The 23,378-nt window shown below is 32.7% G+C and carries 18 protein-coding genes and 1 tRNA gene; 16 read left to right on the forward strand and 3 right to left on the reverse strand.

The window, feature by feature from the left end; translation table 11 throughout:
- Positions 1-5 precede the first annotated feature (5 nt).
- The 4 genes from ACYX4H_RS08185 to ACYX4H_RS08200 all read left to right on the forward strand — a co-directional run bounded on the left by ACYX4H_RS08185 (position 6) and on the right by ACYX4H_RS08200 (position 3,120).
- The gene (locus ACYX4H_RS08185) at positions 6-854 is read left to right on the forward strand and encodes an energy transducer TonB (protein WP_476235771.1); all 849 of its coding nucleotides are present in this window, start codon (positions 6-8) and stop codon (positions 852-854) included.
- A gap of 3 nt (positions 855-857) precedes the next feature.
- Complete coding sequence (locus tag ACYX4H_RS08190; protein WP_476235772.1) at positions 858-2,075, forward strand: bifunctional folylpolyglutamate synthase/dihydrofolate synthase; 1,218 nt, start codon at positions 858-860, stop codon at positions 2,073-2,075.
- Positions 2,076-2,159: 84 nt separating this feature from the next.
- Positions 2,160-2,234 (forward strand) — tRNA-Val (locus ACYX4H_RS08195).
- 112 nt (positions 2,235-2,346) lie between these two features.
- Entirely contained in the window at positions 2,347-3,120 is a 774-nt protein-coding gene (locus ACYX4H_RS08200) for a LuxR C-terminal-related transcriptional regulator (RefSeq protein WP_476235773.1), read from the forward strand.
- Between the two features lie 138 nt (positions 3,121-3,258).
- Here ACYX4H_RS08200 and ACYX4H_RS08205 read toward each other — a convergent pair whose 3' ends face one another.
- Both ACYX4H_RS08205 and gldJ read right to left on the reverse strand, forming a co-directional pair.
- A complete protein-coding gene (locus tag ACYX4H_RS08205) occupies positions 3,259-4,533 on the reverse strand; it encodes a UDP-N-acetylmuramoyl-tripeptide--D-alanyl-D-alanine ligase (RefSeq protein ID WP_476235774.1) in 1,275 nt (424 codons plus the stop codon).
- Positions 4,534-4,624: 91 nt separating this feature from the next.
- Positions 4,625-6,319 (reverse strand): gliding motility lipoprotein GldJ, encoded by a 1,695-nt coding sequence (gldJ, locus tag ACYX4H_RS08210; RefSeq protein WP_475294529.1) that lies wholly within the window; start codon positions 6,317-6,319, stop codon positions 4,625-4,627.
- Positions 6,320-6,583: 264 nt separating this feature from the next.
- Here gldJ and porU point away from each other — a divergent pair, with 264 nt between their 5' ends.
- The 12 genes from porU (at position 6,584) to ACYX4H_RS08270 (ending at position 22,879) form a co-directional block, all read left to right on the forward strand.
- Positions 6,584-10,468: a type IX secretion system sortase PorU gene (porU, locus tag ACYX4H_RS08215; protein WP_476235775.1), complete on the forward strand. Its 3,885-nt coding sequence runs from the start codon at positions 6,584-6,586 to the stop codon at positions 10,466-10,468.
- Between the two features lie 34 nt (positions 10,469-10,502).
- Positions 10,503-11,708 carry a type IX secretion system outer membrane channel protein PorV gene (gene porV, locus ACYX4H_RS08220; RefSeq protein WP_476235776.1) on the forward strand — a complete coding sequence of 402 codons (1,206 nt, stop codon included), beginning with the start codon at positions 10,503-10,505 and terminating at the stop codon, positions 11,706-11,708.
- Positions 11,709-11,777: 69 nt separating this feature from the next.
- Entirely contained in the window at positions 11,778-12,260 is a 483-nt protein-coding gene (gene cdd, locus ACYX4H_RS08225; protein ID WP_476238643.1) for a cytidine deaminase, read from the forward strand.
- Positions 12,261-12,461: 201 nt separating this feature from the next.
- The gene (gene pdhA, locus ACYX4H_RS08230; RefSeq protein ID WP_475294525.1) at positions 12,462-13,460 is read left to right on the forward strand and encodes a pyruvate dehydrogenase (acetyl-transferring) E1 component subunit alpha; all 999 of its coding nucleotides are present in this window, start codon (positions 12,462-12,464) and stop codon (positions 13,458-13,460) included.
- A gap of 3 nt (positions 13,461-13,463) precedes the next feature.
- A complete protein-coding gene (locus tag ACYX4H_RS08235; RefSeq protein WP_476235777.1) occupies positions 13,464-15,077 on the forward strand; it encodes a pyruvate dehydrogenase complex dihydrolipoamide acetyltransferase in 1,614 nt (537 codons plus the stop codon).
- 123 nt (positions 15,078-15,200) lie between these two features.
- Complete coding sequence (locus tag ACYX4H_RS08240) at positions 15,201-16,208, forward strand: M28 family metallopeptidase (RefSeq protein ID WP_476235778.1); 1,008 nt, start codon at positions 15,201-15,203, stop codon at positions 16,206-16,208.
- Positions 16,201-16,884 (forward strand): SDR family NAD(P)-dependent oxidoreductase, encoded by a 684-nt coding sequence (locus ACYX4H_RS08245; RefSeq protein WP_476235779.1) that lies wholly within the window; start codon positions 16,201-16,203, stop codon positions 16,882-16,884. The genes ACYX4H_RS08240 and ACYX4H_RS08245 overlap by 8 nt, the downstream gene beginning before the upstream one ends.
- Before the next feature lie 146 nt (positions 16,885-17,030).
- Positions 17,031-19,664: a T9SS type B sorting domain-containing protein gene (locus ACYX4H_RS08250; RefSeq protein WP_476235780.1), complete on the forward strand. Its 2,634-nt coding sequence runs from the start codon at positions 17,031-17,033 to the stop codon at positions 19,662-19,664.
- A 4-nt stretch (positions 19,665-19,668) separates the two neighbouring features.
- On the forward strand, positions 19,669-20,304 hold the full coding sequence (locus ACYX4H_RS08255) for an HAD family hydrolase (RefSeq protein ID WP_476235781.1): 636 nt from the start codon (positions 19,669-19,671) through the stop codon (positions 20,302-20,304).
- A 143-nt stretch (positions 20,305-20,447) separates the two neighbouring features.
- Positions 20,448-21,014: an RNA polymerase sigma factor gene (locus ACYX4H_RS08260; protein ID WP_476238644.1), complete on the forward strand. Its 567-nt coding sequence runs from the start codon at positions 20,448-20,450 to the stop codon at positions 21,012-21,014.
- A complete protein-coding gene (locus ACYX4H_RS08265) occupies positions 21,001-21,750 on the forward strand; it encodes a hypothetical protein (protein WP_476235782.1) in 750 nt (249 codons plus the stop codon). The genes ACYX4H_RS08260 and ACYX4H_RS08265 overlap by 14 nt, the downstream gene beginning before the upstream one ends.
- 49 nt (positions 21,751-21,799) lie before the next feature.
- On the forward strand, positions 21,800-22,879 hold the full coding sequence (locus tag ACYX4H_RS08270; RefSeq protein ID WP_476235783.1) for a hypothetical protein: 1,080 nt from the start codon (positions 21,800-21,802) through the stop codon (positions 22,877-22,879).
- Positions 22,880-22,958: 79 nt separating this feature from the next.
- On the opposite strand, the gene ACYX4H_RS08275 is transcribed toward ACYX4H_RS08270, so the two are convergent.
- Positions 22,959-23,282 carry an alpha/beta fold hydrolase gene (locus ACYX4H_RS08275; protein ID WP_476238646.1) on the reverse strand — a complete coding sequence of 108 codons (324 nt, stop codon included), beginning with the start codon at positions 23,280-23,282 and terminating at the stop codon, positions 22,959-22,961.
- Positions 23,283-23,378: the final 96 nt, after the last annotated feature.

The following is a 23,378-nucleotide window of genomic DNA, read 5'->3' on the forward strand; positions in this document are numbered from 1 at the left end:
TTTAAATGAAATACTTTAAAACAAAGCATGAAAAAGATTCAGCAAAAATTACAGCATTAATTGCTGTAATTGTGCTATTGCTTTTGTTTGTGGTAGGTCCGCCATATCAAGACCCACCAGAAGAGTATGGCGTTGCTGTTAACTTTGGAACAACAAATTTTGGAAAAGGCAATGTGCAACCCAAAGCGCCTGTTAAATCAGAGCCCAATGAAGTAAACAAACCTCCGCAACCTGACGTTTCTCAACCACAACCAGCAAAAGCTTCCGAAGTAAAAGAAGAAGTTATTACCCAAGAGAATGCTGAATCTATAGCTATTAAAAAGCAAAAAGCAGCTGAAGCTAAGGCAAAAGCCATTGCAGAGGCAAAAGCAAAAGCTGAAGCTGAACGTATAGCCAAAGAAAAAAGAGAGCAAGAAGAGAAAAAGAAAAAGTTAGATGCCTTAATTGGTGGTGTAAGCAAATCTAAAGGTACAGAAACTGGTAGTGAAGGAAATGATGATAAAGCGGGCGATAAAGGCCAGTTAGATGGTAACCCGTACGCACCAAGTTATTTTGGTGGGGCAGGACCTGGTAAAGGTGGTGTTGGTTATGGTTTAGGCGGTAGAGGTAGGCCAACAAAGTCTATTTATAAACAAGAATGCAATGAGTTTGGCCTTGTAGTAGTAAAAATAATTGTAAATCGTAATGGTAACGTTATTGAAGCCGTTCCGGGTGTAAAAGGCACTACAAATACAGCAAAATGTTTGCTAGATCCAGCAAAAAAAATAGCATTATCACATAAATGGCCAGCCGATTCAAAAGCGCCAGCAAAACAAATAGGTTTTGTTAGTATCAATTTTGATGTAGGTAATTAATTTATGACGTATCAAGAAACGCTTAATTGGATGTTTGCGCAACTTCCAATGTACCAAAAACAAGGAGATTCGGCTTATAAAGCAGATTTAAGTAACACACATCTACTGGTAAATCATTTAAAACATCCGCATAAAAAAATTAAAACTATTCATGTAGCCGGTACTAATGGTAAAGGTTCTACAAGCCATATGTTGGCATCAGTTTTACAAGAGGCGGGTTATAAAGTGGGCTTGTACACATCGCCTCATTTAAAAGATTTTAGAGAGCGTATTAAAATAAACGGCAAAGTAGTTAGTAAACAATTTGTAATTGGTTTTATAAAACGAAATAAGGCTTTTTTTGAAATTAATAAATTGTCGTTTTTTGAAATGACAGTTGGTATGGCTTTTGAATTTTTTGCAAAACAAAAAGTTGATATTGCTGTTATTGAAGTTGGTTTGGGCGGCAGGCTAGATTCTACAAACGTTATAACTCCCGAAGTATCAGTAATTACAAATATAGGTTTAGATCATACAAAGTTTTTAGGCAATACTTTAGAAGCCATAGCAGCAGAAAAAGGCGGTATAATAAAACCTAATATTCCGGTTGTTATTGGTGAAACTCAAAAAGAAACAGTTCCAGTTTTCAAAGCTTTAGCAAAGAATAATAATGCAAAAATTACTTTTGCTGATGCTGTAATTAAAACAGATTTGGTTAGCGACTTAAAAGGTGTTTATCAATCAAAAAACATTAAAACAGCATTACAAGCTATTAATGAGTTAAAAGTGCGTGGTTTTAAAATATCTAATAAACATATAAAAGATGGTCTGTTAAGTGTCGTGAAAAACACAGGGCTTTTAGGAAGGTGGCAGGTTATAAACCAAACACCAAAGGTTGTATGTGATACGGGGCATAATAAAGAAGGTTTGCAACTTGTAATGCAACAGTTAAAAAATGAATTGTTTGATAACTTGCATATTGTTTTTGGAGTAGTTAATGATAAAGATTTATCATCAATAGTAACATTGTTGCCTAAAAAAGCAACTTATTATTTTTGTAAGCCAGAAATTTCTAGGGGCTTACCAGCAAAAGATTTGCAAAGCGTTTTTAAAGAGCATAATTTATTGGGTGAATCCTATGTTTCTGTAAATGAAGCTTATAAAATGGCGTTGTCTCAAGCTAAATCTTCAGATTTTATTTTTATTGGAGGCAGTACTTTTGTTGTAGCAGAAATAATTTAAAATTTCTTTAAAAAAGTTTTTGCAGAACGAAAAACTAGGTTATATTTGCATCCGCAATCAGGAACAATGATTGTTAAAACATAAGGGCGCGTAGCTCAGTTGGTTCAGAGCACTTGGTTTACACCCAAGGGGTCAGGGGTTCGAATCCCTTCGCGCCCACAAAGGCTTCCAGAAATGGAAGCCTTTTTTTATTCTAATAATTTTTCGAAATAATAAACAACTTGTTAAAATTATCTTTTTTTCTTAAATTTAAGAAAGCTATTATTTCAAAATGATTATAAAGGATGTAAAACATACCTACAAAGATATTTTCTCTTCTTATGATAATCCGTCGTTAGAAAAACATATAAATAAAATTATTGAACTTGATGAATATTGGCCATACAGTTCTACGTTTTTTTGTTTGACTAATACGCAAGACCTGTCCTTTGGTTATATAAGTAAAAATATGAAAGCTTGTTTAGGTTTTGATAAAGAGGAGTTTTACAAAGGCGGAATGAAATATTTTTGGAGCCGAATTCATCCAGATGATTTAGAGCCTTGGCTAGCAGCATTAAACGATTTAATGGTTTTTACATTAGATTCTATTGATGAAACTGATAGAAAAAAAATGAATTACACCTGGAACTATAGGTTAAAAAATAGGAATAACCAGTATGTAAATGTAATTCAAAATACAACGCCTTTAGAGCTAGATTCTCATTTAAAACCCATTATAGGTTTGGCGCATTATACTGTTTTAGAGACTTCGTCTATTAAAATGGATATAACAGCTACGGCAAAGTTATTAAACAGTAATAATGAGTATGAGACTAAATATTTTAATAACTTTTCTCAAAAATTGTTAAATGACAGTATTAGTAACAGAGAACGTGATGTTATACGTTTGTTGGTTTTAAGTAAAACCAGTAAAGAAATTTCAGCTAAATTAAATATTAGTTCTCATACGGTTGATACGCACCGAAGAAACATATTAAAAAAATTAAAACTATCCTCAACAGGTGAGTTAATTGCACTAGTTAAGTCTAATAAAATTATAATTTAACTAAAATATACTCAAATTGAGTATTGCTTTATTTAGTTAGTTTTTACAATTTTACATTGCTATTAATTAGTTTCTTAGGGAGAAGAAAAGAAAAGTGTTGTAATAATTATTGTTTTAATTAGAAGCAACACTTTTTGTTTATATTAAATTTAAAGTACGCTCTAAGGCCATACCTCGAGAACCTTTTATTAAAAGTGTTGTGTTTAGTTTATTATTAATTGAAAATTTGCTTTCAAAATCTTGAAAAGTTTTAAAGAATGATGCTTTAGGGTTTTCAATTTCTGTTTTAAAGAAATTTTCACCAACAAATATAACGGTGTCTATTGGTAAAGAAATAGCTAATTTAGCAATGTTTTGGTGTTCTTTTTTGGCTTCAGTGCCTAATTCGAACATGTCACCTAAAATAGCTATTTTATAACCATCTTGCTTTTCAAAATTTTCTAAAGCAGCCTGCATGCTTGTAGGGTTGGCATTGTAAGCATCTAAAATTATTTTAATATTTTCTTTATGTATAATTTGCGAACGATTATTAGTAGGGTAGTAGCTTTCTATAGCATTTTTTATAGCACTTTCATCTACTTTAAAATAGCTGCCTATAGCTATTGCAGCTGCAATATTATTGTAATTATAATCACCAATTAAATTACTTTGTATGGTTGTGTTATTGTGTTTAACTTTTACATAAGGTTGGGCATCAATAAATGTAGTATTTACATTTGACGTTATGCTACCAAAGGTAAATATGTTAGCATTACGTGTTTTTTGTATTTGAATAGGGTCTTCAGTATTTACAAAAATAATTTTCTTATTAGCAATGAGATAATCATACATTTCACTTTTACCTTTTATAACGCCTTCAACACCGCCAAAACCTTCTAAATGTGCTTTTCCAAAATTTGTTATGTATCCATAGTCTGGTTTTGCAATTTCACATAAAAAAGCTATTTCTTTTTGGTGGTTTGCACCCATTTCAACAATGCCAATTTCAGTGGTTTTGTTCATTGAAAGTAATGTAAGTGGTACACCAATATGATTGTTTAGGTTGCCCACGGTTGCTATTGTTTTGTATTTTTGAGATAGTACGGCGTTTATTAATTCTTTAGTAGTTGTTTTGCCGTTGCTGCCCGTAAGGGCAATAATAGGTAAGTTTAAATATGACCTGTGAAATGATGCTAGTTTTTGCAGACTTTCAAGTACATTACCTACCAGAAATATGTTGGGTTTTGTAGCGTATTCAACCTCGTCAACAATGGCATATTTTGCGCCTTTTTCTATGGCTTGTTCAGCATATTTGTTGCCGTTAAAATTATCGCCTTTAAGGGCGAAAAAAAGGGAATTACTTTCAATGTTTCTGCTGTCAGTATTTGCTTTTGAGCATTCTAAAAAAAGGGCGTGAAGCTGTTTTGTATCCAATGGTTTGTTAAGTTTTAATAAAATAAAAGTATTAAAAAAAGTCCTAACTTTTGGTTAGGACTTTTCAATTTATGTTTTAAAAAACTATTATTTAGTTTTTACTTTTAGATTTACTTTTAGATTTAGAACCTACACGAGACATAGCGCATCTGAAACCAATATAATCTGTAGCCATATCTTCAGGGAAATAACGTCTTTGAGCAGGGTCTAACCAATATTCTCTGTCTTTCCATGAGCCACCTTTGTAAACTCTAACATTATCATTAATTAAAGAAGTTCTGTTGTTGTCTTTGTCGTATTCTCTAATAATGTTTCCATCTTCATCTCTGGTTACAGAGTGTTTAGGTGAGTTGTACATTAACCTAGTTTCAGCTTTGGTGTCTTCGCCTTCTTCATCTTCATCATTAAAGCTTTCAAAATATCTAGAAGATCGTTTATCACCGTCTCTAAAGTTTATTTCGTTACTTCTGTCAAAGTTTGTACGTAGGTATGTTTCGTTTTCATCAATAGGAACTTGTACAATTTCACCAGGTAAGTTTCTTGCTATAACTTTTCCGTTAGGTAACGTGTCGTATTTAATGTCATCAACAGTTACAACTTTTACACTACCATCATCATTTATAGCGTTTTTGGTATAAACGTTTCCGCGGTAATAGTTAAAATCGTTAAAATCATCATCAACAATAGGTCTGTAAACATCGGCAACCCATTCAGCAACGTTACCTGCCATGTCATATAAACCAAAATCATTTGGAGCGTATGATTTTACAGCGTTTGTAATATCGGCACCATCGTCAGACCATCCTGCAATTCCGCCGTAATCACCTTTACCTTGTTTAAAGTTTGCTAATTGATCACCACGGTATTTTCTACTTCCGTTACGTGTATATTGGCCATCCCATGGGTATTTTTTTCTACCACGGTATAAGTTGTAATTTCTTAATTCACTTAAACCTAAAGCGGCGTATTCCCACTCGGTTTCAGTTGGTAGTCTATATTTAGGAGAAATAATACCGGTTTCTCTGGTTGCGTAAATATTGGTTTCGTTACCATCGGCATCGGTTTGGGCGTTTCTTTTATTTCTGCCGTCTCCGTTTATAATTTCTTCGTTGCCACCGTAAGTTTGAGTTGGTGCGTTTATATATGTATCTGTATTAAAAGTAGTTTCGGCATCAACATCTGTTATTTTAGCATCACGTTTTAAATAACCAGCTCTTTCTAGGTAGTATTCGTTAACACGGTCTGATCTCCAATTAGCAAATTCAACAGCTTGAATCCAACTAACACCAACAACAGGATACTCTCCATAACCTGGGTGGCGTAAATAATTTTCTGTCATTACTTCATTGTAACCTAAACGGTTTCTCCAAACAAGTGTGTCTGGTAAAGCGCCGTTGTAAATGGCTCTAAAATTATCTTCAGATGGTGGGTAAACTCTTTTAATCCAATCTAAATATTCCATATACATGGCATTGGTAACCTCGGTTTCATCCATATAGAATGATTGCACGTGTTGTTGTGTTGGGCTATTGTTCCAATCATGCATTACATCGTCTTGTACGCGGCCTTTTGTAAAAGTACCACCTTCAATAAACACCAAACCTGGGGCAGTTTCTTGTTCTTTAAAGTCTGTGTTGTACTGAAAGCCTCCTTCTCTGGAGTTAATTTGCCATCCGGTAGCTCTAGAAGTGTTTTTAGAACTAGAAGATTTTTTACAACTAGTTGTAACCGTTACAAGGGCTATAACTAATAAAATCTTGAATGCTACTACTTTTTTCATATACATAAGTTTAAGTAAGCTAATTATATTTTTGGTGCTGCAATATAAGAATTTAACCTAATAACGCAAGCTATTTTTTGCATTTTGTCCAAAAAATTGTGTATTTCACCCTTTTTTTAATGCTTTTTATCGATGTTTTTAATGTTTTGAACCATCGTTTTGTGTTGTAATAACGCCTATTTAACCAATTTATTATTGTATTTTTGTTTATATTATTTAAAATTGTTGTTTTTAAATACTATGGCGCTTTGTAAAGCGTTATTTAAACGAATGAAAAAGAAAGTAGCATTAATTTTTTTAGTTCTTGCAGCATTTTCACATGCGCAACAAAAACAGTTTACAATAAATTGGGAAGCGCCTAAAACCATTACAACAGGTAGTTTTTCGTTTAAAATTCCATCGTTTAATAAAGATCATTTAACGTTTAGCTTTCAAGATGGTTTAAAGTTTAATGCACAATGGCCTGTAACAACACCGGTTAATGAAACATCAGTTAAAGTAACAAATGTATCTTATGTTTCTCTTTCAAAAAAGGACTTGTTTGATGTTGATATTGAGACAATACCATCTAATTTAAAATTCAGTTTAAAAAATTCAGTTAGTAGAAATAAGCGCTATGCGTTTTTTCAAATATCACCTATTATTAAAGGTGCTAATGGTACTTTTAAAAAAGTAACTAGTTTCAATATTAGTTACACCACAGGAAGAACGTTAAAAGTGTTACAAAAGAATAATCAGTTTAAAACATCTAAAGCAATAACAAATTCAGTTTTAAGCACAGGTAGTTGGTATAAATTTTATGTTGATACCACAGGTGTTTTTAAGCTATCAAAAAGTTTTTTGCAAAAATTAGGCGTTAGCGTAAATACTATTGATCCTAGAACTATTAAGATTTATGGTAATGGTGGCCGAATGATACCTTTTGTAAACGCAGAACCTTACCCGTTTGATGTTGTTGAAAACGCCATTAAAGTAGTTGGCGAAGAAGATGGCACTTTTGATAATAACGATTACGTTTTGTTTTACGCTCAAGGCCCAAAAATGTTTAACGCAGAAAGCAATACAAACATTAATTGTTATACCAACAAAACCTATTATTATATAAATATAGGCTCAGGTTTTGGTAAGCGTATTGGTGCTTTTACGCAACCAACAGCAGTTGCAAATCAGCAAATAAGCACCTATCATGATTATAAATTTTATGAAAAAGATGAGTATAACTTAGCTTTCTTAGGAAGGCGTTGGTTTGGTGATAGGTTTGATGTTGAAAACACAAAAACGGTTACGTTTAATATGCCTGGTTTAGTTGCTTCACAACCTATTAGTTTAAAAGTATACCTAGCAGCAGTTTCGCCTGTAGTTTCAACTATGGAATTGAACGTAAATGGCACTAGTATTGCAAATATAAACATGCCAGCAAACTCCAATAGGGTGCTAGCTACCCAAGGCAACTACTTAGGAAATGTTAATGTAAACACAGATAATATAGAAGTAACGCTTACCTATAACAACCAAGGTAACCCAAGTGCGGTTGCATATATAGATTATGTTAGTGTTGAAGCAGAAAGAAACCTTAATTTTAGTGGTAAGCAATTTCAATTTGCCAATAAAAATACTATAACTGCTTCAGGCGTGGGGCAATATAATATTAGTAATGCTTCTGATATTTCTGAAATATGGGATGTAACCAATATTTATAATGTAACCAATTTTATTCCTGAAGAAGTAAGCAACACTTTAAGTTTTAAAGCTAATTTAGGCGAAGCTAAAACCTATGTTGCAGTAACTTCAAAAGACTATTTTATACCAAATTATGATAGAAATACTACCGTTTTAAATCAAAACATAAAAGGCAATATTTTTAATGATGCCAATGGTAATTTTAAAGATGTTGATTATTTAATTGTAGCGCCAACCAATATGGTGTCTCAAGCAGAACGATTGGCTGAAATAAACAGAAATCAATATAATTTGAATGTAAAAGTGTTAAGCTTAGAGCAAATTTATGCAGAATTTAGCACAGGAAATCAAGATGTTGGCGCCATTAGAAATGTAGTAAAATATATTTATGACAATGCAAGCACAACAGAAAACAGAATTAAATATTTGTGTTTACTAGGTGATGCATCTTTTGATTATAAAGATAGAATCAACAACAACACTAACATTGTACCGTCATGGTATTCATACAATAGCTTTAGTTTAACAGATTCGTTTGTGTCTGACGATTTTTATGGCATGATGGATGACACCGAAGGTAATATGAGTACCAGTAATAAGCTTGATGTTGCCGTTGGAAGAATTTTAGCAAAAACACCGCAGCAGGCCAAAGAAATGGTAGATAAAATAGCATCATACTACACTAAAGAATCTTTTGGCACTTGGCGCAATAATTTTGTATTAGTATCTGATGATGTAGATAAAGATTGGGAAGGTATTTTGCAAGAAACCACAGATGAGATAGGTAATTTGGTATCTAATGAAAAAACATTTATAAATTCTGTAAAAATTCATACCGATGCATATCAACAAGAATCATCGGCTGGTGGAGATAGGTATCCGCAAGTTAATACGGCTTTTGTAAATGCTGTAGATAACGGTGCATTAGTTGTAAATTATTTTGGTCATGGTGGTGAAGATGGGTTGGCCGAAGAGCGTATTTTTCAAAAAACAGATATTGAAAACTTACGCAATTTCTGCAAGTTAAGCTGTTTTGTAACTGTTACTTGTGAATTTACAAAATTTGATAATCCGTTTAGAGAAACCGCAGGTGAATTAATGTATTGGAACAAACAAGCTGGCGCTATTAGTTTAATAACTACCACAAGGCAAATTTACGTACCAACAGCCATTAGGTTTAATAATACTTTGGGGCAATATTTATTTTCTTATAACGATGATGATGCGTATTCAGATTATGAATACCCGTCAATGGCCGAAGCTTTAAGGCTAACAAAAACAGACCAGGTAATGTCTAGCGAAATACAACGCAGACTCATTTTTTTTATAGGTGATCCAGCCATGAAGCTTTCAATACCAAAGCCAAATATTCGCTTAACAAAATTAAACGATATAGATATCACCACCGCAACCGATACCTTAAAAGCTTTAGGTAGAGTGAAATTAACGGGCGAGGTTACCGATATTTCTGGCAATAAATTAACAAATTACAACGGTACACTATCTACAACAATTTATGATAAACCAATTAATAGGCAAACATTAGCAAATGATGGTACAAGAAATAATGGCGAAGTAGTTAAATTAGATTTTGAAACATTAGGCGAAATAATTTTTAGAGGGCAAGCCTCTGTAACCAACGGAGATTTTGAGTTTAATTTTGTAGTGCCAAAAGATATTGGTATTCCTGTTGGGTTTGGTAAAGTAAGTTTTTATGCTAAAAACGAAGCCTTTTTAGAAGATCAAACAGGGGCAAGCATAAACCAAATTAAAATTGGAGGTATTAATAAAAATGCAGCAGAAGATAATATTGGCCCTGTTATTACCTTATATATGAATGACGAAAATTTTGTTTCGGGCGGTATAACTAATGAGTCGCCAACCTTGTTAGCAAAATTAGAAGACAGCAACGGTATTAATACAGCAAGTGGTATTGGGCACGATATTGTAGCTATAATTGATGGCGATGAAACCAACCCTGTGGTTTTAAATGATTATTATCAAACCGAGGTAGATGATTACCAAAAAGGAACTGTTAGTTTCCCGTTTAGAGATTTAGAACCTGGTTTGCACACCCTAACACTAAAAGCTTGGGATGTTTATAATAATTCTTCTATTGCCGAAATTCAATTTGTTGTTCACAATGAAAATCAAGAATTAGTAATAGAAAACGTACTAAATTACCCTAATCCGTTTGTAAATTATACAGAATTTTGGTTCAATCACAATAGTTCGGCTCCTTTAAACGTTTCTATACAAATATTCACAGTGTCTGGTAAATTGGTAAGAACTTTAAACGGGCAAACAACAGGCGGTATAAAAATAACAAGCTCACTATCTAGAGATGTAATTTGGGATGGGCGCGATGATTTTGGTGATAAAATAGGAAAAGGTGTTTACGTTTATAAACTAACTGTACAATCTAACCTACTAAACAAAAAAGTTGAAAAAATACAGAAACTTGTAATACTCTAATAAAAAATTATATTTGTTAAATAAATACTATTTCATGAAGAATACATTATTGCTATTAACCACATTAGCATTTGTTTTTAAAGTAAGTGCGCAAAACACGGTAATTCCTTTTGAAGATGATTCACGCGTTATAACTACAGGAGTTCCTTTTCTATTAATTGCACCAGATGCTAGAGCAGCAGCCATGGGAGATATGGGTGTGGCAACATCAGTTGATGCATTTTCACAACAATGGAATGCCTCAAAATATGTCTTTTCTGAAACTAAATCGGGTTTTGGTGTAAGTTATACACCATATTTAAGTAAACTTGTAAATGATATTTTCTTAGGAAATTTAACCTATTTTAACCGTTTAGATGAGCGTAGCGCTTTTGGTGTTAGTTTGCGTTATTTTTCATTAGGTGATATTGAGTTTATTGATAGACCAGAAGATCCGGCAAGAATTCAAAGACCAAATGAATTATCATTAGATGCCTCATATGCTTTAAGATTAAGCGATCAATTCGCAATGTCTGTAGCAATGCGCTACCTGCGTTCAGATTTGCGTTTGCAAGTTGATGGTCAAGATGTATCTGCAGCAAGTACTTTTGGTGTTGATATTTCAGGATATTATCAAAGTGAAGAAGAAGCTTATGCCGATTTTAATGGGCGTTGGCGAGGTGGTTTTGCCATTCAAAATATAGGTCCAAAATACAAATATGATGATGGTGGAATTGAAAACTTTCAGCCCACAAATTTACGTTTAGGAGGTGGTTTCGATTTTATTTTTGATGACTATAATAAAGTAGCAGTAACTGCCGAAGTAACTAAATTATTAGTGCCAACACCACCAAGATATGGTTTTGTTGACGCTGATGACGATGGTGAATTTGATAGAGGCGAAGAAGAAGTAGTTATAGTTGAAGGTCAAGATCCTGATGTAAGTTTCTTATCAGGTATGTTTCAATCATTTGGTGATGCACCAGGCGGTTTTAGCGAAGAGCTAAAAGAGTTTACTTGGGCTTTAGGTGCAGAGTATGTATACCAAGATTCATTTGCTTTTAGAGCAGGTTATTTTAACGAAGCAGAAGAAAAAGGAGCAAGAAAGTTTTTAGCATTAGGCGCAGGCTTCAAGGCAAATGTTGTAAATATAGATTTATCGTATTTATTTTCAGCATCAAAAATTCAAAGTCCTTTAGAAAACACACTGCGTTTTTCACTAACATTTAACTTAGGAGAAGGCGCATACCAAGAATATTAGTAGTATTTTTAACAATCAATAAATAAAAAACTATTGCATAAAGCAATAGTTTTTTTGTCTGTAACAATTATGAAAGAAGTAAACATAGCTACCAAAATATATGTTTTTGAAAATTTAAACGCATTACCAAAAGATGTGGTTGAACTTATGGGAAAAGCCGCCGAGGCAAGAAAAAAAGCCTACGCCCCATATTCAGAATTTTTGGTAGGTACAGCATTACTTTTAGATAGCGGTAAAGTAATTACAGGCAGTAACCAAGAAAACGCCTCGTATCCCTCAGGTTTGTGTGCAGAACGAACAGCCATATACTATGCGGGCGCCCAATATCCCAATGCTAAAGTGCTTAAAATGGCAATAATTGCAGGTTCAAAAAACAAAACTACCACAGCGCCAATACCACCTTGCGGAGCATGCAGGCAAACCATTGCAGAATATGAAATTAAGCAAGAAACACCAATAGAAATTTATTTTATGGGTGAAGAAGGTAAAGTAGTGAAATCAAATTCATTACAAAACTTACTGCCTTTAGTTTTTGATAAGGCTGTGCTATAACTATTGGTGCTAAATACGTATTAATTACGCTTATAATTTTAAATACTACATTATTATACTTAAAAAAGTAAAAAATAAGCATTGCAGATAGTTTGCAACCGTTTTTTTAATATTTTTTTCTACTTTATCATAATTAGGTTTTTGCAATAAAACACAAAGTGTTACTTTTGTAGTCACCTTAGTAAAACCTAAAATTAGTCGATGCAAAAAATCACTAAAGAAACATACCTAAAATGGTATGAAGATATGCTGTTCTGGAGAAAGTTTGAAGACAAACTAGCAGCAGTTTATATACAACAAAAAGTTAGAGGATTTCTTCATTTGTACAACGGGCAAGAAGCTGTGCTAGCAGGCGCGTTACACGCAATGGATTTAACCAAAGATAAAATGATAACCGCTTACCGTAATCACGTGCAGCCAATTGGTATGGGCGTAGACCCAAAGCGCGTTATGGCAGAGTTATATGGTAAAGCTACTGGTACCTCACAAGGGTTAGGTGGTTCTATGCATATTTTTTCAAAAGAACACCGTTTTTATGGTGGGCACGGTATTGTTGGTGGCCAAATTCCTTTAGGTGCAGGTATTGCATTTGGTGATAAATACCACGATAAAGATGCGGTAACACTTTGTTGTTTTGGTGATGGGGCTGCAAGACAAGGCTCACTACACGAAACATTCAACCTTGCTATGTTATGGAATTTGCCAGTAGTATTTGTTTGTGAAAATAACGGGTACGCTATGGGAACATCAGTTGAACGTACTGCAAATCACGATGATATCTGGAAACTTGGTTTAGGTTATGAAATGCCTTGCGGACCAGTTGATGGGATGAATCCTGTAAAAGTTGCCGAAGCTTTTGATGAAGCTATTCAGCGTGCAAGAAAAGGAGGCGGACCAACATTTTTAGAATTAAAAACATATCGTTATAGAGGGCATTCAATGAGTGATGCTCAGCATTATCGTACTAAAGATGAGGTTGAAGAATACAAGAAAATAGACCCAATTACCCAGGTTAAAGATATTATTCTTGAAAAGAAATACGCTTCAGAAGACGAAATTAAAGAAATAGATAAGCGTGTAAAAGCTAAAGTATCAGAATGCGAGAAATTTGCAGAAGAATCACCGTTCCCCGAAAAGAACGTGATGTACGATGCAGTTTATGAGCAAAAAGATTATCCATTTATACAACACAAAATATAAACAATGGCAATAGTAGTAAATATGCCTCGTTTAAGCGATACCATGGAAGAAGGTACCGTTGCGAGTTGGTTAAAAAAAGTAGGAGATAAAGTTGAAGAAGGCGATATATTAGCTGAAATTGAAACAGATAAAGCCACTATGGAGTTTGAATCTTTTAACGAAGGTACATTACTTCACATTGGAATTCAAGAGGGTGAAACTGCTAAAGTAGATTCGCTTTTAGCTATTATTGGTGATGAAGGTGAAGATATTTCAGGTCTTTTAAATGGTGAAGCATCAGCTGAAGCTAAAGAAGAAACGCCTGCTAAAAATGAATCTGAAGAAACTACTTCAGAAACCAAAAAAGAAGCCGCAGAAGTTGAAATACCAGAAGGAGTTGTAGTAGTTTCAATGCCACGTTTAAGTGATACCATGGAAGAAGGTACGGTTGCAACTTGGTTAAAAAAGGTAGGAGATAACGTTGATGAAGGTGATATTTTAGCTGAAATTGAAACAGATAAAGCTACTATGGAGTTTGAATCTTTTCAATCAGGTACATTACTTCATATAGGCTTACAAGAAGGTGAATCTGCTAAAGTAGATGAACTTTTAGCCATTATTGGGCCTGCAGGAACTGATGTTTCAGAAATAGCTAAAAACTATAAAGCTACTACTGAAGCACCAAAAGAAGAAGCTCCAAAAACAGCTACTCCAGCAAAAACTGAAGCTCCAAAAGCAACCCAACCTAAAAAAGAAAGTAAACCACAAAAGCCTGCAAAAACTGATGAGCGTATATTTGTTTCGCCATTAGCTAAAAAAATGGCTGAAGAAAGAAATATTAATCTTTCACATGTTACAGGTACTGGTGAAGGTGGTCGTATAGTAAAATTTGATATAGAAAACTTCGTGCCAGGTTCTGGCGCTGGTGCTGTTGGTAAATATATACCAACGGGTCAAGAAGATTTTGAAGATGTGCCAAACTCACAAATGCGTAAAGCCATTGCTAAATCTTTAACAAAATCTAAATTCTCTGCACCACATTATTACTTAGCAGTTGAGTTTGATATGGATAACGCCATAGCCTTCCGTAAGCAGTTTAACTCTATTCCAGATACAAAAATATCATTTAATGATATGGTAGTTAAAGCATGTGCATTGGCTTTAAAAGCTCATCCGCAAGTAAACTCGCAGTGGTTTGATGATAAAATGCGTTTAAACAATCACGTACACATAGGTGTAGCTGTAGCTGTTCCAGACGGTTTAGTAGTGCCTGTAGTACGTTTTGCTAATGAACAAAGTTTACCGCAAATAGGTGCTGAGGTTAAAGAATTAGCAGGTAAAGCAAGAAATAAAAAATTAACGCCCGATGAAATGTCTGGTAGTACATTTACAGTTTCTAACTTAGGTATGTTTGGTATAGATTATTTTACATCAATTATTAACCAACCTAACTCAGCAATTTTATCTGTAGGTGCTATTGTTCAAAAACCAGTAGTGAAAGAAGGGCAAATAGTAGTTGGTAACACAATGAAATTAACCTTAGCTTGTGATCACAGAACGGTTGATGGTGCCACTGGAGCACAATTCCTTCAAACATTAAAAGGGTATATTGAAAACCCAGTAACTATGTTAGTGTAATATTGTTTTGAAACGCATTTCTTTACAATGTAGTGTGTTTCAAAACACTCATAATAATATAATGTTAAACCTGTTTCTAATGAAACAGGTTTTTTTATCTTTAGTTTTTAAGCAATAATATATATGTACAAAGTATTTTTTTTAGCTGTTACTATTTTTTTTACAACTTGTAAAACTACAGAAACAACTACCAAAACTGGCGTTATTCACAATAATAACAAAAATGAAATAGCACAAAATGATGTTGTAAATTTAAGCACTATAATAGAAGAGGTTAGTATAAAATCAAATTTAGAATTTTTAGCTTCTGATGCTTTAGAAGGTAGAAATACAGGAACTCTTGGTATTGAAAAAGCAGCTGTTTTTATAGAAGATTTTTTTAAAAAGCATAACGTAAAGCCTTATTTTGAAACGTATCGTGATAGTTTTAACCTTAAAGATATTGTTGGTTATAATGTGGTTGGTTATGTTGAAGGAAATGATGATACGCTTAAAAATGAATTTATAATTCTTGGGGCGCATTATGATCATATAGGAAAAGCTAAAGAGGTTAATGGTGATGTTATTGCTAACGGAGCAAATGATGATGCCTCAGGAACAGTTGCAGTTATGGAATGGGCAAAATATTTTGCAGCAACAAAAAACAATAAGCGTAGCATTTTATTTACACTATTCAGTGCAGAAGAAATGGGCTTAAAAGGCTCAGAGCATTTAGCAGAAAGACTTAAAGCGGCTAATTTAAACTTGTACACCATGATTAATTTTGAAATGATTGGTGTGCCAAGAGCTAAAAATCAAGTCATGTCGTATATTACAGGGTACAGTAAATCAAACATGCCAGAAAAATTAAATGAATATGCTGGTAAAGAGGTTGTAGGTTATTTTCAAAAGGCAAAACAATTTGGTTTGTATAAACGTTCAGATAATTATCCGTTTCATAAAGTATTTGGTGTACCTGCTCATGCTATTTCAACATTCGATTTTACAAATTTTGAATATTATCATCATGTTGATGATGAAGCAGATAAAATGGATTTTAAACATATGACGCATTTTGTAAATAGTTTTATTCCAGTAATTGAGGGCATAACTAATTCAGTTTCAAAAGAAATTAAAATAAAAAATGAGTAAAAATATAATTATAACAGGAACTAGTAGAGGTATTGGTTTTGAACTTGTAAAACTATTTGCTAAAGCAGGACATAGAGTTTTAGCTTTATCTAGAAATGAAAAACCGGTGTTTCAATTGGCTTATGAAAACGTTACAACATTTCCGTTTGATTTAAGTAATCCGTTAGATTATAAACGCGTTGAAACGTTTTTAGATTTAAAATTTAAAAAAGTTGATGTATTAATAAATAATGCAGGCATGTTACTAAACAAGCCTTTTGCTGATACTACTATAGCCGATTTTGAAAGGGTGTATAAAACCAATGTTTTTGGAGTATCTGAAATGACCCGAAAATGCTTGCCTTTTATGGGTGAAAATGGGCATGTAGTAACTATTAGCTCTATGGGTGGTGTACAAGGTAGTATGAAATTTCCGGGTTTAGCTGCATATAGTTCTAGTAAAGGAGCTGTTATTACTTTAACCGAATTATTAGCCGAAGAATATAAAGAAACCGGGCCTAGTTTTAACGTGTTGGCTTTAGGTGCCGTACAAACTGAAATGTTACAAGAAGCATTTCCTGGATATCAGGCACCAATTAACGCATTAGAAATGGCTGAATATGTTTTTAACTTTGCGTTAACGGGCCAAAATTTTTATAATGGAAAGTTGTTGCAAGTTGCTAATTCTACACCGTAAAGCATAAAAATAAATCATCGTTTTTTATCTAAAATAATTAAAAGTTCAACGTGAAAGTCATTTTTTTCTTGCGGTTGTAAGTAAATTGTAGTAACTAGAGGCTTTAATAATTTGATTATATTTTCAAATTAAGCTATTAACTGCAAATGAATAATTTAGCTATCCCTAACAAAGCTATACAAATAACTTTTGTATGCTTTACGCTATTCTTTTTTTCAATTTTATCTTTTTCTCAAACACCAATTTATGCCAACGTATTAGTAAGTGATGTTGGTGTAAGTAATAATATTGGTAGAGCTAACACAAGTAGAAATGTTGTGGTTTCTGAAAGTGGCGAAATATACGTGGTTTTCACCGGATCTATGGGAATAAGAGTAGCGAAAAGTATAGACAGAGGTCAAAGTTTTCAACCAAGTGTACCTGTGTTTGCAGGTAATAATGAGCCTGAAATTATTGTAAATAAAAGAGGCGATGTTTTTGTAAGTTGGGTGTCTTTAGGTCGTGTTTATATATCTAGAAGTATAGATGGTGGTGCTACATTTGAAGTGCCAGTAAATATAGGTACAAGTTTTTCTGAAGCTTTACATATGGCTGTGTTTGATGATGCTTTGTATATAATTGATAGAATTGGAGCAAACATATACATAAACAATAACAGGGGTGAAGGCACTTTTACACACATAACTAATACAAATTATGTATATGCCGATATTAGGGCAGACCAAAACGGCGTTTTATATATTCCTTCTGATGATCCTGCACTCTATTTATCTAGAAGTGACGATGGCGGCGCTACATTTACAAGTGTACCTGTATTGCCCAGAGGTAGAAGCGTATATTTTTCTAGTTATGCGTTAAGTGACGGACCATGTGGTACATTTATATTTGTTGCAGGCGGAAGCCCTACTGTAACTGATGGTTTTAAAATTGACGTAGAAACAGGTGTTACAACACCCATAATTTTTGGTAATAATAGCGGAGATACAGAAGGAAGAACACTGTTTGCAGATAATAGAGGGACTTTAGTTGATGGCTACAAAAGCTCTTCAGGCCAATTATTTATAAACATTAGTTATGATCAAGGACAAACATTTAGTACGCCTATTTTAGTAGCAAATGGAACTAGCCATAACGTAACAAGAAACCCGTTTCATGAAGATATTGATGTTGTTTTTGATGCTGCTGGCCAAGTGTATCTTAATGTGTATGATGGCATTTTAAAAAATATTAAAATAACTAATAACAATTTACCAGCAATTTGTCCTGGAGATACTTTTAATCTTCCATACGAGTTAGCGGGTACATTTAATGCAACCACAGAATTTGTGGCATATTTAAGTGATGCCACAGGTAGTTTTGAAAATAAAACCGAAATTGGGTCAATAATAAGCAATGCCAATGGGCAAATATCTTGTAGTATACCAAGCAGCATTACTTTTAGCGAGTTTTACAGAGTTGTTATAGAATCTGCAACAGATTGTGCTCAAAGCAATATTGTAGACATAAAAATTGGAAAAGTAGATATAAACACGCCAACAACTTTAATAGTTTGTGATGATAATAATGATGGTTATTACGCCTTTGATACTTCAAACATAGAGTCTGAAGTACTTGGAAACTTACCAAAAACAGGTTTAAGTATAACGTATTTTGATGGTAACGGTAATGCTTTACCTAGCCCTTTGCCCAATCCTTATACAAATACAATTCAGCATGAAGAAGATATTTTAATTAGAGTTTCTAGAACTGGTACTAGTTGTTTTTCTGAAACATCATTAAAATTACAAGTGTTTGATAGACCCATTGTAAACCAACCGCAAACAATATTTGCTTGCGATGAAGGTAATGGAATAGCTACTTTTAATACAACAAATATTCAAACAGAATTAATTGGAAGTCAAACTAATGTTACGGTTTATTATTTTGATAGCAATGGAAATGCATTACCAAGTCCATTACCAACAAATTATAATAATACAGTGCCTTGGAGCGAAACCATACAAGTTAAAGTTGAAAATAATTTGAATACAAATTGTTTTGTAGAAACATCATTTAGTTTAGAAGTTAATACAACACCAAAAATAGATTTAGAAGGAAAATATTACATATGTAACCTTGAACCTTTTCGTTATTTATCGGTAAGAACAGATTTAGATTATTACGAGTGGGAATATCAAGATGGTACTATAATTTCAAATACTTTTGAAGCTAATTTAATTAATGAGGGTAATTACACACTACATTTCGGAACATTAAATAATAACATTTTATGTCAAAATTCTGTAGAATTAACCCTTGTTAGGTCTGTGTTACCATCTATTCAAGAAGTTAAAACTAAAGAACTTTCTGATGAAAATTATATTGAAATAATAGCTACGGGCGATGGTAATTTTGAATATTCAATTGATGGTGTAAACTTTCAAAATAGCAATATATTTTCAAATGTTATAGGCGGTGTTTATACAGCTATGGTTAGAGATAAAGACGGTTGTGGCGAAGATTTTCAAAAGGTTATAATATTAGATTACCCAAAATATTTTACGCCAAACGGTGATGGTTTTAATGATGTTTGGCAAATTAAAGGCATAGAAAAATATCCGTTAGCCGATATTAAAATTTATGACCGTTATGGCAAATTTATAAAGCAAATAAAACCTCGTGTAAATGATGGTTGGGATGGTACTTTTAATGGAAAAACTTTACCTTCGTCTGATTATTGGTTTACAGCCAATTTAGATGGCGAAAAAACAATAACCAAACATTTTACACTTAAAAGATAATAAAGTGAGCAAATACAAGTGTGTTATTTTTGATTGTGATGGTGTTTTAATAGATAGTGAATCTATTGCTATTGGTGTACTAGTAGATATGGCCAATAATTTAGGCGCTAATTTTAATTTTAAAGAATCATTAATTGCCTTAAAAGGTAAATCGCTTAACTCATGCATGGCGCTCATTTCAGAAACTATTAAAAAACCACTACCCGAAGATTTTGAAAAGCAATACAGAGCTAATACTTTTGAAACTTTTAAAAAAGAAATTCAGCCAATAAAAGGTATAAAAAACGTACTGCAAAATATTAAAGTACCATTTTGTGTAGCCTCAAGCGGTCCCGAAAATAAAATACGTTTAAATTTAGAAGTAACAGAATTACTGCCATTTTTTGGAAATAATATTTTTAGTTGTTACACCATTCAAAAATGGAAACCAGAGCCCGATGTGTTTCTTTGGGCAGCAAAAACAATGGGATTTCAACCCAAAGACTGTTTAGTTGTAGAAGATAGCGTGTCTGGTGTAAAAGCAGCTTTGGCCGGTGGATTTGATGTTGTTGGTTACACAGAGCACGATTATAAAAATGAATTACCAGCACTTGCAACCAATACCATTAAAAGCATGGATGAATTATTGCCAATGCTTTAATTTTTAAAAAAAATACCATGTATAACACTATTTAAATCAGTGTTTTAGGGTGTTTTTATCTTCAGAATAAATTATTTTTTATTGCTTAGGCAACCATTTGCACAAAATTTGCGTCTGTATAAATAGAAAGCAAAATGAAACTTTTGAAGGTTATACAACTCCATAAAAACGAAACAGCTTTAATAAAAAAAGCATTAAAAAATAATCGTGAAGCACAACACGTATTATTTGAGTTGCATGCCCCAAAAATGTTAAGCGTTTGCAGGTATTATGTAAAAGATTTACAACAAGCCGAAGATGTTATGCTTAACGCATTTTTCAAAGTGTTTTCAAATCTAAAACAATTTAAGGCAGAAGGAAGTTTTGAAGGTTGGATTAGGCGTATTATGGTGCGCGAAGCTATTTCATATATAAGAAAAAAAAATAGTGTAGAGTTTCCTGTTGATACATTTCAAAACAATACAAATTCAGAAAATAATATAAATACAAACATTGAAGTAGCAAATATTCAACAACATATTGATGCCTTGCCCCAAGGTTATAAAATGGTTTTTGTAATGTATGCCATTGAAGGGTATAAACATCATGAAATTGCAACCATGTTAAATATTACAGAAGGAACATCAAAATCGCAATTGTTTAAAGCGCGTAAAATGCTCCAGGAAGCTATTTTAAATTCAAATAAAATAACAAGCTATGGCACCAAATAATTTTGATAAACATATAAAAGAAACCTTAGAGAAACGTAGCATACAACCATCAAATGATTCATGGAATAAACTATCAAATCGTTTAGATGCTACTTCAAACAATAGCACTAAAAAATCCTATGTTTGGGTTGGTTTAGCGGCTAGTGTTGCGGCTATTTTGTTGGTAGCATTTCAGTTTTTTAAAGCAGATAGTATAAATGAATCAACTATAAAAATTGTTGATACTTCAAAAGAAGAAATTTTAAAAACTAAAACAAATACAACAAAAGAAGAAGTTATAAGTGCACCTAAAACTTCTATTGCAGTTACAAAAACAGTAAACAAAGAAAAAGAGTTAATTAAAAAGCAACACATTAATAAACAGATTGTTAATGTAGTTGTAACAGCAGAAATATTGCCAAAAGAAGCTGAAACCATTACAAAACCAACAAAAAAACTACAGGAAAAATTAACCTTTGAAGACCAAAAAGTACAACAAATAGTAGCTAAAGTACACCAACTTAAAACTGAAAAACAACAAGTAACCGATGCAGAAATTGAGGCATTATTAAAACAAGCACAGCAAGAAATTGCATTTAAAAAGCTTTATAACGAAAGTACAGGTGTTGTTGATGCTAATGCATTATTAAGAGATGTTGAAAATGATATTGAACGCTCTTTTAGAACCAAGGTTTTTGATGCGCTAAAAGCAAGTTACAGTACCGTAAAAACTGCGGTTGCCAACCGAAATAATTAAAATACATCAATCAATAAATCATCAAATCAAATCAAATAAACGAACAGTTATGCAAACTATTACTCACTATGCAGTGCTTTTGGCACTATGTTTAAGCGTGCAACTAATCAATGCACAAGACACTATTTCTAACACCAATAATACGCTTAAAATTGAAGTATTAAAACAAACCAAAGCACAAATAGAAAAAGAAGAACGTGCTTTTTTAAAAGCTGAAGTTGAAGCTATTAATACAAGGCTAGATAACAAAGAAATAACCATTGAACAAGCCGAAAATTTAAAACAAGAAGCCGCAAAAAAACGCGCTTTAAACATTGAAAACAGAATATCTATAATCAACAATAAAATAGCGCTTTTACAACGTAATGATGAAGGTTATGAAACTGAAAATGATGTTGACGACTCTAAAATAGGTATTTCAATTAGTACAGAAGAAGGTACTTTTGCAGGTATAAAAATTAACAGTAAAAACAAGCCAAAAAAGTATGATAAACGAACTACCAGTGATTTGGTAGTGGCATTTGGACTAAATAATGCTATTGTTGAAGGACAAAGTTTAAATGATTCACCTTATAAATTTGGAGGTTCGCGCTTTTTTGAAATAGGTTGGGCATGGAAAACACGTGTGTTTAAAGAATCTAATTTTTTACGTTTTAAATATGGTTATTCGCTGCATATTAATGGTTTAAAGCCCGATGATAATATGTATTTTGTTAAGCAAGGCAATCAAACAGTGTTACAAGAGTTTCCTCAGAATTTAAAAAAATCTAAACTGTCAATTTCCAATTTGGTATTTCCAATGCATTTTGAATTTGGTCCTTCAAAAAAAATAGAAAAAGACACTTATTTTAGATATTCAACAAAAAAACAATTTAAAATAGGTGTTGGCGGTTACGCTGGTTTTAATATAGGAACCCGCCAAAAATTAAAATATGAATTAGATGGAGAACGTATAAAAGATAAACAAAAGCGTGGTTTTAATACTACTAATTTAGTGTACGGTGTAAGTAGCTATATTGCTTTTGGCGATGCTGCTTTGTATGTTAAATATGATTTGTCTCCTATTTTTAAAGATCAATTAGTTGAACAAAACAACATATCAATTGGTGTGCGTTTTGATATGGATTAGGTTATAAGCACGAGTTAGTCAAAGCAAAAACCCTCAAATTTTGAGGGTTTTGTGTTGTATATAAATATTTTTTGAATGTTTACAAAACACGTCCCATAAAAGCACGTATTTTTTCAATTATTTCATTACCATCTTCTTCTAAAGCAAAATGGCCTGTATTAAAAATGTTATAGTCAATATTTTTTACATCATTTTTAAAGGCTTCTGCACCACTTTCAGGAAAAAAAGCATCGTTTTTACCCCAAACAATTAATAAAGGTGGTTGGTTGTCGCGTAAATATTGTTGCCATTTTGGGTATAGTTTAATGTTATTTTGGTAGTCATAAAACAAATCTATATTTACTTTATGCGCGTTAGGTCTAGACAGTCTTAAGTAATCTAAGTGCCAAGTATATGTTTTTATTTTTTAAGTGAAAAAACTTCAACTTGCTTAATGTAATTAATAAATTGATAAAGAGTGTTTTATTTCTATTGTGATTTTATAAATAACCGAGCGATT

This window comes from Seonamhaeicola sp. ABD4_340, from assembly GCF_056312135.1.